Source organism: Winogradskyella psychrotolerans (assembly GCF_018860545.1).
Lineage (GTDB): Bacteria > Bacteroidota > Bacteroidia > Flavobacteriales > Flavobacteriaceae > Winogradskyella > Winogradskyella psychrotolerans_A.
Genome location: NZ_JAHKPN010000026.1, coordinates 1 through 14,414, shown reverse-complemented (window position 1 = coordinate 14,414; position 14,414 = coordinate 1). Strand labels below are relative to the sequence as shown.

General features: G+C 33.3%; 14 protein-coding genes. 6 read left to right on the top strand and 8 right to left on the bottom strand.

Annotated features, from left to right (window positions below):
* Positions 1 to 86: 86 nt before the first annotated feature.
* The 5 genes from KO515_RS09500 to KO515_RS09480 form a co-directional block, all read right to left on the bottom strand.
* Positions 87 to 842, bottom strand: coding sequence for a hypothetical protein (locus KO515_RS09500; protein ID WP_215936134.1), 756 nt, complete (start codon positions 840 to 842; stop codon positions 87 to 89).
* Between the two features lie 260 nt (positions 843 to 1,102).
* Positions 1,103 to 2,767: an amidohydrolase gene (locus KO515_RS09495; protein WP_252723831.1), complete on the bottom strand. Its 1,665-nt coding sequence runs from the start codon at positions 2,765 to 2,767 to the stop codon at positions 1,103 to 1,105.
* Positions 2,768 to 2,935: 168 nt separating this feature from the next.
* Positions 2,936 to 4,660 (bottom strand): TonB-dependent receptor, encoded by a 1,725-nt coding sequence (locus tag KO515_RS09490; RefSeq protein WP_215936133.1) that lies wholly within the window; start codon positions 4,658 to 4,660, stop codon positions 2,936 to 2,938.
* Between the two features lie 35 nt (positions 4,661 to 4,695).
* The gene (locus tag KO515_RS09485; protein WP_215936132.1) at positions 4,696 to 5,241 is read right to left on the bottom strand and encodes a gliding motility-associated C-terminal domain-containing protein; all 546 of its coding nucleotides are present in this window, start codon (positions 5,239 to 5,241) and stop codon (positions 4,696 to 4,698) included.
* A 55-nt stretch (positions 5,242 to 5,296) separates the two neighbouring features.
* A complete protein-coding gene (locus KO515_RS09480) occupies positions 5,297 to 8,320 on the bottom strand; it encodes a tetratricopeptide repeat protein (protein ID WP_215936131.1) in 3,024 nt (1,007 codons plus the stop codon).
* 281 nt (positions 8,321 to 8,601) lie between these two features.
* Here KO515_RS09480 and trpA point away from each other — a divergent pair, with 281 nt between their 5' ends.
* The 5 genes from trpA (at position 8,602) to KO515_RS09455 (ending at position 11,339) form a co-directional block, all read left to right on the top strand.
* Positions 8,602 to 9,372, top strand: a complete 771-nt coding sequence (gene trpA / locus KO515_RS09475) for a tryptophan synthase subunit alpha (protein WP_215936130.1) — start codon at positions 8,602 to 8,604, stop codon at positions 9,370 to 9,372.
* A 100-nt stretch (positions 9,373 to 9,472) separates the two neighbouring features.
* The gene (locus KO515_RS09470; protein WP_215936129.1) at positions 9,473 to 9,616 is read left to right on the top strand and encodes a hypothetical protein; all 144 of its coding nucleotides are present in this window, start codon (positions 9,473 to 9,475) and stop codon (positions 9,614 to 9,616) included.
* 59 nt (positions 9,617 to 9,675) lie between these two features.
* On the top strand, positions 9,676 to 9,900 hold the full coding sequence (locus KO515_RS09465) for a hypothetical protein (protein WP_215936261.1): 225 nt from the start codon (positions 9,676 to 9,678) through the stop codon (positions 9,898 to 9,900).
* Positions 9,890 to 10,348: a tRNA (cytidine(34)-2'-O)-methyltransferase gene (locus KO515_RS09460; protein WP_215936128.1), complete on the top strand. Its 459-nt coding sequence runs from the start codon at positions 9,890 to 9,892 to the stop codon at positions 10,346 to 10,348. The genes KO515_RS09465 and KO515_RS09460 overlap by 11 nt, the downstream gene beginning before the upstream one ends.
* Positions 10,349 to 10,448: 100 nt before the next feature.
* Positions 10,449 to 11,339 carry a YitT family protein gene (locus tag KO515_RS09455; protein WP_215936127.1) on the top strand — a complete coding sequence of 297 codons (891 nt, stop codon included), beginning with the start codon at positions 10,449 to 10,451 and terminating at the stop codon, positions 11,337 to 11,339.
* Positions 11,340 to 11,379: 40 nt separating this feature from the next.
* On the opposite strand, the gene KO515_RS09450 is transcribed toward KO515_RS09455, so the two are convergent.
* The 3 genes from KO515_RS09450 to KO515_RS09440 all read right to left on the bottom strand — a co-directional run bounded on the left by KO515_RS09450 (position 11,380) and on the right by KO515_RS09440 (position 13,195).
* The gene (locus KO515_RS09450) at positions 11,380 to 11,607 is read right to left on the bottom strand and encodes a VF530 family DNA-binding protein (protein WP_215936126.1); all 228 of its coding nucleotides are present in this window, start codon (positions 11,605 to 11,607) and stop codon (positions 11,380 to 11,382) included.
* Between the two features lie 79 nt (positions 11,608 to 11,686).
* Complete coding sequence (locus tag KO515_RS09445) at positions 11,687 to 11,899, bottom strand: DUF6500 family protein (protein ID WP_215936125.1); 213 nt, start codon at positions 11,897 to 11,899, stop codon at positions 11,687 to 11,689.
* A 3-nt stretch (positions 11,900 to 11,902) separates the two neighbouring features.
* Positions 11,903 to 13,195 (bottom strand): DEAD/DEAH box helicase, encoded by a 1,293-nt coding sequence (locus KO515_RS09440; RefSeq protein WP_215936124.1) that lies wholly within the window; start codon positions 13,193 to 13,195, stop codon positions 11,903 to 11,905.
* A 491-nt stretch (positions 13,196 to 13,686) separates the two neighbouring features.
* Here KO515_RS09440 and KO515_RS09435 point away from each other — a divergent pair, with 491 nt between their 5' ends.
* Positions 13,687 to 14,385: a hypothetical protein gene (locus KO515_RS09435; RefSeq protein WP_215936123.1), complete on the top strand. Its 699-nt coding sequence runs from the start codon at positions 13,687 to 13,689 to the stop codon at positions 14,383 to 14,385.
* Positions 14,386 to 14,414 lie beyond the last annotated feature (29 nt).

The following is a 14,414-nucleotide window of genomic DNA, read 5'->3' as shown; positions in this document are numbered from 1 at the left end:
GACGTTGTGAGTCAAAAATCGTCTATTACACTTTACCGAAAACAACAGTCCTTATATCTTTATAAAGAAGAGAACATTTTAATTAGTTAGCGAGGATATTTTTCAAATAAACGTAACGGCACTCTATATGAAGCGTAAGACCTCACTTGCTCATTTAAATACTGACCTGGTTGCCATTTTGGAATATTATGAAGTTTCTCTAACAGCACTTCATTAAACAGAGTTTCAGAAGTCTTTAAATTTTTAAATTCAATCTCTGTAATAGTTCCATTTTTTTCTATATTGAATGAGATAACACAATAATCATCAGTGTAATAATCATCTTTTTCAAATTTAGCAAATCCTAAAAACCTTAATAAATCTTCATCTTTTCCTTCAATTAAAAATTTTGGTTGTTGATGGAGCATTGATGACCAATAAATTTTACCCGAATCAATCTTAGGCTTAATTTCTTTTATAAATTCCTCTGTATTTCTAAATTCTTGTATTGCTTCCAATTTGGATAACTCAAATATATCATTGCCATACCTTTGATAAATAAGTTCTTCGATCTTTTCCCTGTAACAATTTGAACCTTCTGTAACAATGCAACCATCAAGACTTAGAATTATATTATAATTTTCGATTAAATGGTTCCTGTAAAATTGATTAAAACCATCTACTTCTATAATAGATATTAAGCCATAGGAAATAAGTTCGTAATTACCCTCGCCAGCATCTTTAATAGCTTCTGCTATTCCATCTTCACAGGAATATACTCTATAATTTAGTGAGCTCTTTTTGGCTTTGCATGCTGTAAAAAACAAACCAAAAATGACTACAAATAAACATAAATATTTCATTTAGATTGAACGGAAAAATTTTATCATTTATTGCACTACAACCTCTACCGTGTTTTATCTTTTTAATCTAGATCGTTAGCAATTTTTATTGAGGCTATTTTAGCTTATGACATGGAGATAAACAAAGGTGTACAGAGACTCATTGAGTAAACAATTTTCACGCAACATAGCATAGGCGCAAAGTTATTTTAGAAAATTGCGCTATATTTTTTTGGATTTAAGTCTTAGCGGCTCTGCGACTTTGCGAGCTTCAAACTTCATTACTGCACCTCACCACCAACCACAGTCGTTAACACCTTAATATTAGGAATCTGCTTGGCATTCACCGTCATAATATCTTTATCCAAGACAATAAAATCGGCGAACTTCCCAACTTCAATACTTCCTTTTTCATCCTCTTCAAAATTAGAATAGGCCGCCCAAATTGTCATGCCTCTTAAGGTTTCTTCTCTAGTTAATCCATTTTCAATCTGAAAACCACCTTCAGGAAACTGTTTTAAATCTTGTCTGGCAACAGCAGCATAAAATGTTAAAAACGGACTTACTTGCTCCACAGGAAAATCAGTTCCTAAAGCGACTTTTCCGTAAGCTTCCAACAATTGCTTGTAGGCATAAGCTCCTTTCATACGTTCTGCTCCTACTCTATCTTCTGCCCAATACATATCGCTAGTCGCATGGGTTGGCTGAATAGATGGCATTACATTTTTATACAACTCAAAATCTTCTGGTGATACAATCTGTGCATGTTCTACTCTCCAACGTCGATCTTCTTTTCCTGCTAAAACTTTATTATAAGTTTGCAATACGGCATGATTTGCTGAGTCTCCAATCGCATGTGTATTCATTTGAAATTCGGAATTTGCAATACGCTCTGCGGACTGACTTAATGTTTCTAAATCTGTAACCAATAAGCCTAAATGGCCTGGTTTATCAGAATATGGTTCTCTAAGTATGGCTCCTCGAGACCCTAAAGCACCATCGGCATAAAATTTAAAAGAACGCACGTTTAGTCGGTCGGTCTTAGTAATCCCTTGATTTAAAAAATAATCTAAATTATCTTCAGAAGCAGATACCATCGCGTAAATACGCATTTTTAAATCACCTGTGTTTTGAAGACTGTCAATAATTTCAATCGCTTCTTTCGTTAATCCCGCATCATCAACAGTGGTTAAACCCAAATCGAAACATAATTTTTGTGCTTCTAACAAGGCATTCGTCATATCTGCTCTAGACGGTATTGGCCAATGTTCCATCACTAAAAATTCAGCATTATCAATGAGAATACCTGTAAGTTCACCATTTTCAATCACAACTTCACCTCCTTCAATTTTACTATCCACAGTAACACCTCCTAAGTCTAATGCTGCTTGGTTGACCAATAAGGCATGGCCATCAATACGCGTTAAAGCCACTGGAGTGTTTGGGTATAATTTATCTAATAATTTTTTATTTGGGAACTGTTTGTCTTCCCAGTCGTTTTGGTCCCAACCTCTTCCTAAAATAAAATCATTGTTGTGCTTATTTTGAAAATTCAACACGCGTTTCATCATTTCCTCAAAACTTTTAGAACCAACCAAATTGGCGACTTGCTGATTAAAACCTAATCCTAAAAAGTGGCAATGTGCATCTATAAATCCCGGAACAATGGTTTTACCATCTGCATTTAGTGTATCGTTGGCTTTGTACGTCTTCTCTATTTCGGAGGTATTACCTACGGCAATGATTTTTCCATCTTTAACAGCAAATGACTCTGCTTTACTAAAAGCATCATCAACCGTATAGATATTTGCATTAGTGACGATTAAATCTACTTGTTGTTTATCCTTCTGACACGCAAAAATGGTAAGTAACGTCAGGATTATGAAAAGCTTTTTACTCATTGTAATTCTATTATCTTTTATGTACTCTTGGACTTTCGATTTCATTCTTAAAATTTTGACTATTAAAACTTCTCGATACAATTTTATAAAAATAAAATCACTCGAAGTGACGAACCATGTAAAAATAAGAAAAGCGCTCCGAATTGGAACGCTTTTGTCGTATAAGGTCTTTGCAAGCTAATATACATTATGAGATTCCTACTTTCGTAGGAACTAGAAATCAAACTGATAAGTGGCTCCTGCAAGTACTTGAATACCTTGCACTGGGAAATTTAACCAACGTTCGTAATTTTGACTTGCGATATTATTAGCCTTACCAAAAACAGATAACTGATCGTTTATTTTATAACCGACATGGGCATTAATATCAAAGTAACTATTTAAAGATACCGTTTCAACCGTATTATTCAATGGATTTAATTCATCTACAAATAGTCTCTGATCTTTACGCTCACCTACAAAGAATAAACTTGATCCCGCAAACCACTGTTCAGAAATTTGATAATCTAAGAATAGAGAGGCTTTTAGATCTGGTAAGTTCCATGCTTCAGATTGATTATCTGTATTGTACGCAAAAAACTCTCCTTTTAAACCTAAGGTGAAATTTCTATTAAAATCTACATTCAATTCACCTGCTATCGAGAAGGTCGTAACATCATCATAAGTTACGTTGAATGAATTTCCATACTGATATTCCGTTAGTGGATCATTTGAAGCCGGATTTGATTTATACAAGGCTTTATTCTTTTCTGAGGCATAGTTCGCTTTTAAATTGTAACCGATACTATTTGTCAGTTTCCCTTTTACACCAACAAACGTTGTATACTGCTGATCGGTTGGCGTAATGAATAAAGACGGAGACACAAATGGATTTTCATTTACGAAATCATAATAAGAATTCTGGATTAAATCCCCTTTGAGTCCACCAAAAGCAATTAATAACTCATCAACTAAACGGTAAGATGCTTCAATATTTGGATAGATAAAAAACTTACTCTCACTAAACTCTGTATCATTAAGATAGACTAATTTAACACCTAAATCTAAGGTTAAATCATCTTGAGTCATTTGGTAAGACGGTGCAAATCCTAATGACACATTTCCATAATTAATTTCCGCTGTATTTTCTAAATTTCTATCGAACGTGCCACCAATATAATCGACTGAAAGTTCTGCATTAATAATTTCATCTTGAATAGGAAAATCAAAACTAGTTTTAGCAACTAATCTATTTTCTCCAGAATCATGATTATCGCCAAAACGTCTAAATCGAAGGCTTGCATCTTTTACAATAGCATCTTCAAAATCAATTTTACCACCAACGTACAAGTCATTATAGGTCTGGCCAGCATCAATATCATCTAGATCATTTTCTAAATAATAATCTTGTGAGACACCATACCAATTATAGGTTTGTAAATTGAATCCACCATCAACTTGCCACGTAAAATCCCGATCACTTTTTTTATAGTAAGCGTTCAGCTTCGTCTTAGAAAAATCATCATCCAATACCAAATCATCGATTCCTCCTTGTGACGAATGGTGACTAAAATAACCACCAACATTCTCATCTCTACTTAACTCATAGTTAAGATAAACTTCACCCAAAATAGTAGTGTATGATCCAAAACCTAAAGAGGCATAATTATCATACAATTTTATAGCTTTAGCCTTATCTACCGTTGCCGCTTTTCCTTTGGCTGGTGTAAACGTGGATGCCACAGGAATGGAGAAAATATTATACTTAATTTCCTTTTTCTTTACCGCATTGGAGTCGTTTAACTTAGGATTATCCTTAATCTTAAAGGCATCCGAAATTGTTGGAGTATATGGTTTTATAACATTAACCGTTTGGTCTGCTATGGTGTCTTTTTCTTGGGCATAACTTATAGTTAAACTCAAAGAGAAGATTGATAAGATTATATATTTAATTTTCATGTATATTATTTTGATTTGATTGAAACTATCTAACTCTATAAACCAGTTAATATCTGATCGAATTCGCCTGGCTGTAAGGGGTCACATTCTGCAAAATTTTGTTCAATAGAAGGATTATTAGTGAATAAACAAAAGAGACCTGATTTTTTGAATGTTTCCTCATTTTCTACAACAATTTTGTATTTATAAGTTCCATCTGCTAATCCATCAACTCCAAATTGACCTTGAGTTTGAACAGGAAATAAATTATTAAAACCAGAACCATAATCTGTACTTTGAAAAACAACCTCATCATCAATTGAATAAATAGTAACCTCATGATTATTATATAATTCAATATTTTCTATTGGAAAATAATCATTGACTCCGTCTCCATTTGGCGTGAATATATTATCAGCTATTATTTCACCTTGAGATTGATCTAAATTGTCCACATCTTCACCAAATGAGGTCAATCCTGAACAACAACCCGAAAACACATCTTCTTCTAGAGGTGTTTCGTCGTCTTCTCCACATGATGTTAGTGTAAATGTTAGTAATAAGATTGGAATATATAATGTAAGTTGTTTTAGTTTTTTCATTACTTAAAATTAAGTTGTCGAATTTCAACTCTGAGATACCTGCTTTCGCAGGCACTTAGTTATCGTCTGTTTCGATTGATGAATTCGTTTTGGCTTCCTCTACTTTTATTTTATCTAATTCTGTTTTTGCTTCATTGACAACATCCGTAAAATCTGGGAAGTTGCTCACTACACTTTCCAATATGTATGTTGCTTGGAACGCATCCCCTAAAGCATAAAAATTCTTAGCCATCACTACCAAACCTTTGGCACTATACAATTTATAACTACCATAATCCTTAGCGAGTTTCTGAATAGTTGTGTTAGAAGCTTCGTAGTCTCCTGCCTTGTTTTTAAAATAACCATTGTAGTAAAGTGCTTCTGCAGCAACACTTCCTGTAGCAATTTTTTCAACCTCAGCATATGCGGTTTTCGCTTTATCCTCGTTTCCTGTTTTAATCGCTGAACGTGCAATGATTAATTTAGCATCGCTTTTAACTTTGTTATCTAATTTTGGATTGCTCAATACTTTTTCAGCATAGCTTTCAGCTTTTACATAATCTTCCGTTTGATAATAAGCGTTCATTAGGTTAGATTGTGCATAGATGATATTCTGCGGATAATCGGCCTCTATTTCTAATCTTTGTAATACTGGAATGGCTTTGTCCCAATCCGATTTACTTAAATAAATTTCACTTAATTTAATTATAGCTTGTTCTGTGTATTCAGATTTTGGCGACTCTACAACCGCTTTGTAATGGGGTTGTGCATTATCGAATAAATTTTTCTTGTAATACAACTGCGCGATATAGAAATGCGCTTTTAAATTATGAATCCCCTTAGGAAACTGATTTAAATACGTATTAAATTGACGAATAGCCTTATCCGTATCATTATCTAAATATGGCTTTTCTGCCGCTAAATAAGTTGTATTATCTAATTCTACATCAGAAATTTCAACGTAATCTAAAGTTCTTACCCAAGTGGCATACTCATCTACTTTACCTAAATCGATATAAATTAAACGTATGGTTGATACCGCCTGAACAGCCTCACCAGAACCAGGAAAGTCCGTCGCTACTTTTTTGAATTTTGTCAAGGCACGTGTATTATCATTCCCGTTATAATACACTAAACCTTGACGCAATAATGCTTTAGACGTGAATGCGCTTGTTTTGTATTCAGAATTTAAGCGATCATACATTTGCATGGCTTTATCGGTCTCGTTAGATTTCACATACGAATTAGCTAACTCGTACATGGCATCATCACGTAAAGCTGATTTTGGATACGTGTTTATAAACGAATTTAATGCCGAAATTTTATCGGAACCACGTCCTAAATAGCCTTCACTCATAGCTACTTGAAACGCGGCATAATCCGATTCAATTTCATTAATCTGAATGGCCTTTTTATAAGCCGCAATAGCATCATTATATTTACTAGACACAAAATAACCATCCGCTAATCTCAAATACGCATCATTTTGACGCAATCTGTCAGTTGATTTATTTTGAATGAATTTTTCAAAATAATTGGAAGCGTTTGTATAATCCTTCAACTTAAAATAGGTATATGCTAAGTTGTAGTTTAGATATTCATTTTCTGGTAAACTTGAAGATTCACTAAACCCATCAAACTGTTTAAAACCAATTAAAGCTTCGTTGTAATTGGTTAAATTGTATTCTGTTTCCGCTTTCCAGAACGTGGCTTTAGCAACAAACATCGGGTCTCTTGGCTCTTTAAGTGATCCATTAAAAAGCGTTAAGGCTTCGTTGTACTTATTCTCATTATACAATTCTACAGCTCTAAAAAAGGCTACTTTTTGGTAAGCCGCTTTATTTTCAAAACTATTTTTACCTTTTAAAAGTTCTAAGGCTTCCTTGTAATTCTTAGACGTAATATAAGAGTCGATTAATAAGGTTTCAACTTCGTCTTTATAACTCGTGTTTGGGTATTGCTTTAAATAGCCCGTTAAAACCTGGGGTACGGATTGGTATGGATTTCCAATATCATAACTAATCTTCGCATAATTTAACCACCCATCTTCTTGAATTTTTAAATCATAATCCATTTGTGATGCATTTCTAAATGCGTTTAAAGCTTCTGGCTTTTTATCTAAATTAATATAACTCTCACCTAAATGGTAGTATGCATTCTGAGCTACAGGATTATCTCCTCCTATAATTTTATTGAACTCTGAAATCGCACTTTCAAAATCATTTTGTTTGTAATGCGCGTAACCCAATTGGTAATAATCGGTATTATTCCATTTTCGGTCTTTACCCTTATAGTCTTTTAAGTAAGGAATGGCTTCTGCATACTGTTCAAGATTAAAATAACTTTCACCAATAATTTTTGATAATTCAGACCTTTCCGCTGCATTACTTTTAGGTAATTGTGCTTCAGCAAGTTCAATGGCCTTTTCAAACTTTCCTAACTTAAAATTTAAGTCGGCCTGATAATAGGATAACTTCTCTTTATACTTTTCATTATCGCTCACTTGGTCAAAATACTCATTTGCTGTATCATAATCATCACCTTGATACGCCATAAAACCAATATAATACTTGGCTTGCGAACCGTATTCTTTTGAATTAATCACACGGTTTAAATACTTAGTCGCTTTCTTTTCATCTTTTGTTGAATACAGCGTATAACCATAGTTAAAATTAAAGCGTTCTTTTTCGGCCACAGCCATATTTCGTTCATCAACTCTATCGTACCATTTGCGTGCGTAGGCATATTTACCATTGTTAAAATAATAGTCTGCTACATCTAAAAATGCGGTATTCTTTTTTGTACTGGTCGGATAATCTTCCACAAAATCCGTAATAAGATCATCCGCATTATTCTGGTTTAAACGTACCGCACAATTGGCAATATAATAAGCACAATCAGACTGAATTGTGCTATCATCTGTACTAAATTGTACATCGTTAAATAGTGATTGTGCTGCCTTAAACTGATTATTATTATACAACGTTAAGGCTTTTTGATAATCCTGTAAATCATTCGTATAGATCGCCGATTTTTGCGCCATACCAACGGAAGAAATTATAAGAAAAACGATGATTAACTGTCTTTTGAAGTACATCATTTGATAAGTGTTTTATTGATGATTTTATGTTGATACAAATATAATTCAATACCAAATCTATAACGATAGAAATTGGTTATAATTATACACGGAGTTATTAAAATAAAGTTGGCTGTGTTATATTGTCATTATTAAATAGTGCGTTTTAAGAGATTACGAGATTGAGTGATTTCGTTTTTATGTTGCTATGAAATCCTAATATCTCTCAGTTTTTCCGTAAATTGCCTGCTTATTTAGCATCAATTACCCTGATAACATTTCAGACTAACAAAACCTATATTTTGAACAGAATAAATCAAAAACTAGACCAAAACAATAAACTACTGTCTATATATTTCACAGCAGGCTATCCAAAGATTAACGATACGGTTACTATTATTGAACACCTTGAAAAAAGTGGTGTTGATATGATAGAAATCGGATTGCCTTTTAGTGACCCTTTAGCTGATGGCCCAACCATACAAGCGAGTTCTACTGAAGCTTTAAAAAATGGAATGACTTCAGAATTGTTATTTGAGCAACTCAAAGACATCAGAAAAACAGTGTCTATTCCGTTAATCATCATGGGTTATTTTAATCCGATATTGCAATATGGTGTTGAAGCCTTCTGCAAAAAATGCCAAGAGATTGGAATTGATGGACTTATTATTCCAGATTTACCTGTTGATGTATATCATTCTGACTACAAATCTACGTTTGAGACGTATGGTCTCATCAATGTGTTCTTAATAACTCCACAAACGTCAGACGAACGTATTCGTTATATTGACTCGGTGTCTAACGGATTTATTTATATGGTAAGTTCAGCTAGCGTCACAGGAAGCAGTTCTGGTTTTGGAAATGAGCAAACTGATTATTTTAAACGTATTGCTGATATGACATTAGATAATCCTCAAATTGTAGGTTTTGGTATTTCAAATAACGAAACCTTTGCCCAAGCTACGCAATACGGAAAAGGAGCCATAATTGGAAGTGCATTCATTAAACATTTAACGAATAAAGGTATAGACTCCATAGATCAATTTGTCAATCTTATTAGAAGTAAATCTTAAAGGGTTTTAACGTTTTAACCTTCGATTTTATGACAACCTTATGAGTCCTTACAGCTATAATTCCTTATAATATTAAAAGTGAACAAAAAATTATAAAATTATGGGAATTATTGAAGATAGAAAGAAATTTAAAACAACGAAAGAGCAAACAAATCCTACAAATTTGACTGCTAATGTCAATCAGAAAACAAATGAGTTTGACATTGATAAAAAAACTATAAAAAGTCAGCAATCAAAAAAGTAAGTGCTGAAAACTAAATATTATAAAGTCTATTCATATCTTTGGATAGACTTTTTTATATGATGAAATTACTCAACGATTGGAAATTAATAATCCTACTCTGCCTAACTTTAGGTTTAGCTCCATTCTTTCCCGAACCGCATATTATAGGTAAAATACGATGGATTGCAGGTGGAGCCAATGGCATGACTATGAAAGATTGGTTTGATGTTGTATTTCACGGATTTCCATTTGTGCTATTACTAAGATTAATTATTATAAAACTTACTCGCAAAAATGCCGCTTAACATCGTTCTCATTGAACCCGAAATCCCAAATAACACTGGTAATATTGGTCGTTTAGCATTAGCTTCAGGATCTACATTGCACTTAGTAAAACCTTTTGGTTTTGAAATTGACGACAAACGTTTAAAACGTGCAGGCCTTGATTACTGGCAACATTTAGACGTTATCTATTACGATAACGTGGAAGACTTTTTCATGAAAAACAAAGATGCTAAAATGGTGTTTTTATCTAGTCATGGCACACAGAGTCATTGGGACATTACATTTGAAAATGACATGTTTTTAGTTTTTGGAAAAGAATCTGTGGGGTTACCCAAACCACTCATTGAGCGTCATAAAGCACAACTTTTCAAAATTCCGCTATATAGCGAGGCCATAAGAAGTCTAAATTTAGCCAATGCTGTAGGCATCATTGTATATGAAGGCCTACGCCAAATTAAAAATAATTAAGGGTTTTAACTTAACACTTAAAATAAACTGTAAATAACTATCCCAAAATAATTGAGTTTTAATTGGTTTTTGTAACTTTTACTGAACAAAAACGTAACATTTGAAACACTCTAAAACATATAACTTTTTTTCTGAATTTGGCCAAATCACCTTAGGCATCATTTTAGCTAGTATTGGTTTAAAAGCTTTTTTATTACCCAATGGTTTTCTAGACGGAGGTGTAACCGGAATAGCACTACTTGTTAATCGGCTACTTGGTATCAACATTTCAGTCTTACTTATTATATTTAGTTTACCATTTTTAATTCTTGGATATTATACGGTATCTAAACGCATTGTGATAAAATCTATTCTTAGTATTCTTGGTTTTGCGTCATTAATTCATTTTGGGAATTATGACACAATCACAGACGACAAACTACTTATTTCAATTTTTGGCGGCTTATGTTTAGGTGGAGGTATTGGCATTGCCATTAGAAATGGATCGGTTTTAGATGGCTCGGAAATTTTAGGTATCTATCTTAATGACAAATTTGGTCTCAGTATTGGTAAAGTCATTCTTATGTTCAATATTGTGCTATTCAGCATCACAGCTGTTGTTGTTTCCGTTGAAATTGCGCTCTACTCTATTCTTACCTATATTGTCACCGCCAAAGTAACCGATTTAACCATTGAAGGTTTTGAGGATTTTATTGGGGTCACTATCGTTTCAAATGAATACGTTGAAATTAAGCGCGCCATTATGATGGAATTAGGTGTTGGCCTTACCACTTACAAAGGGTCTAAAGGTTTTGGAAGTTCTGAGCCACAGCAAGATTTTGATATTATTCACACCATCATTAATCGTATAGACATCAAAAAAATGCATCGTATTATTGAAAATATCGACGACAATGCTTTTATTGTTGAGTTTGATGTTAATAATGTTAGAGGCGGAGTGTTACGACATTATATAGATAAGAAAAAAGGGAAAACACTACATAAACTATAACGCTATACAACTGCTGTCATTTTAAATTTAAAATAAAAGATTATTTTTTATTCTTTTTTAAATAATCCAAATACATCTGTTCCACCTTAGTTCTTGCCCAAGGTGTACGTCTTAAAAACTTTAAACTCGATTTTACAGATGGATCGTGCGTAAAACAGCGAATATTGATCTGATAACCCATATATTCCCAACCATAATGCGCTTGTAGATCAGTGATAATCTGTTCAAGCTTTACTCCGTGAAGTGGGTTGTTGGGTTGTGATGTCATAATTCTGTCATTCCTGCAAAAGCAGGAATCTGTTTTTTTTTTATACTTAAGTGGATTCCTGCCTGCGCCGGAACGACAACTAATTCTGGACTAGCTTCTTAATCTTAACTGCTTTTTCAAAATGATCTAACTGATGGGTTGCTATCCACCATGTTGCAGCTTCCATTAGTAATTGTGGATTATCATTTTTGTTTTTAAAAAACGCATAAAATGAAATGCCAACATTTGTCCCTTTTTGAGCTATCTTTTTATCGCAAACGTCAATGATTTTATCTTTTAAAGCTGATGTCATTACTTAGCGTTTGCTATCGTTATTTCTATTACGATTTCTGTTTCTATTCTTATTTCGGTCTGAATTTGAACCTTTAGATTTGCCGGAATTAGAATTATTAGAATTTCTACGTCGTCCTTGATTTCTATTCTGTCCTGGTTTTATCGGTTGGGTTGAAGCGTTAGGATCGGGTTCAAAACCTTCAAGGATTTCGACTTCAATCTTCATATCAATTAACTTCTCAATATCACGCAAATACGTTGTTTCATCTGCACTCACTAAAGAAATAGCTTCTCCACTCGCCCCCGCTCTACCTGTCCTACCAATTCTATGTACGTAGTCTTCAGAAATATTAGGCAATTCAAAATTAATAACATGTGGCAGTAATGGAATATCTAAACCTCGTGCAGCAATATCAGTAGCTACCAAAACTCTAACCGAACCATTTTTAAATCCAGCTAAGGCTTTTGTTCTCGCACCTTGACTTTTATTACCATGAATCGCAGCTGCTGTAATACCAGCACTAATCATCTTTTTACAAAGTTTGTTGGCTCCGTGTTTGGTTCTATTGAACACGAGTACTTGTTTCCAATTTCCATCAGAAATTAACTTAATAATTAAGCCTGTTTTTTTGCCTTTAGCAACTCTGTAAACCTTTTGTTCAATAACTTCAACCGCTGTGTTTTCTGGAGTCGCCTCAACTTGTACTGGATTATTAAGAATTGAATAGGCTAATTTCTTAATGTCTTTAGAAAACGTTGCTGAGAACATCAAATTTTGTCGCTTAGCTGGCATTAGTTTCATAACGCGTTCAATATCACGTAAAAACCCCATATCTAACATACGGTCGGCTTCGTCTAAAACAAATATATCCACTTTATTTAAGGATAATACTCCTTGATTCTCTAAATCAATTAAACGGCCTGGAGTGGCCACTAAAACATCAACACCCTGACTTAATTTATTGACTTGCGGTTTCTGGTTGACTCCACCAAAAATAACGGTACTTCTAATGTTTAAGAACTCGCTATACTCTTTTACATTCGCAAAAACTTGTGCTGCCAACTCACGTGTTGGAGTTAAGATTAACGCTCTAATAGGCCTGTGCCTTTGGGCTGTATTATCGGACAACAAGTGAAGTAATGGCAGTGTAAAACCAGCCGTTTTTCCGGTTCCGGTTTGTGCTGAAGCTAAAACATCTTTTCCTTCTAATACAGGAGGAATGGCTTTTGCTTGAATTGGAGAAGGTGTTTCGTATCCTTTTTTCTGGATAGCTTTAAGTAAAGGCTCAGATAGGCCCAAAGATTTAAATGACATATATAAAGTTTATGAAGCAAACTCTATAATTTATTATTCCGTACTTGAAATAGTATTTAGGTCACTCCTTTAATTTGGCGCGAAGTTACAGCTAATTTCTTGGGAGATTAAGATATTGGCAACTTATTATGAAACACGTCTGTTCAATAGGCTATGACATACAAGTTTTATGAATAGCGAATGGCCTGCTTATGTTGACTAAAAGCGTAGTATAATCTTAAAAGGGCAAAAACTATTAACACATGACCCTCAAAACTTTTACCTTGTTTTAGGTTATTTATCTGTTATCTTTACAAGACAACAGTAACTCAAAAATTCTCATACCCTGATGTATTTGCGGGATATCGCTAATAAAAGTTACTATATAACTAGTTGGCAGTAATTTGACCAAATCGAATGAATTGATATTTAAAGATTAAATGAAAAACCAATTTTTAATTTATTTCGCCATAGTTCTAACATTTTTCGCTTGTAACAAAAAAACAGACGAATTGAAAGAAATGAACTCATTTTTAAAAACAAATTTTGAGTTTAATAATAGAATTTTAAAATCAGAGAGAAGAGATTATCATACTTTAATTCAAGAACTACCTTCAGTAAAAATTGATGAGCTTGATAAATTGGATTCACAATTTGATTTATTAATATTCAAAATTGACAGTTTAATTTTGACTGAAGAAGCTGATATAGATAAAACAATTTCAGAATCAAATCATATATTTAGAAAAGCTAAGGAAATCGTAAAAAACATAACACATTATTCATTGGAAGAATTTAAAAAACCAAAAACAAATTCCAATGAATTAATTCTAAATCATTTAAAAAACAGACTTGTTATAGCAATGAGTAACGCCTTTCAATATGCGAATGGATTTACTTTAACATCACCAACATATACGAGAGGTATCGATAGTATTATAGCCAGCAAAACTGAAAACGGAATTAAACTTACTCTAACGTCTAAATATGGACAATCTGTACCTGATAATAGAGACATTATTATCAACAGTATTAATTTTAATGGACAAGAAAAGAAAATATATTACAAATTAAAAGACAACTATTCTTTCGCAGATATTGAATTTGATTCTTTAGAGAGTGGAATATATAAAATAAGCGGAATTTTAAAATATTATGAAAGAAGTGGAGAACTTGAATCTTGGTTTGAAAAAGAATTTGAAGTTGAATAAAAACTACTGGCAACAAAGAACTGAGATAA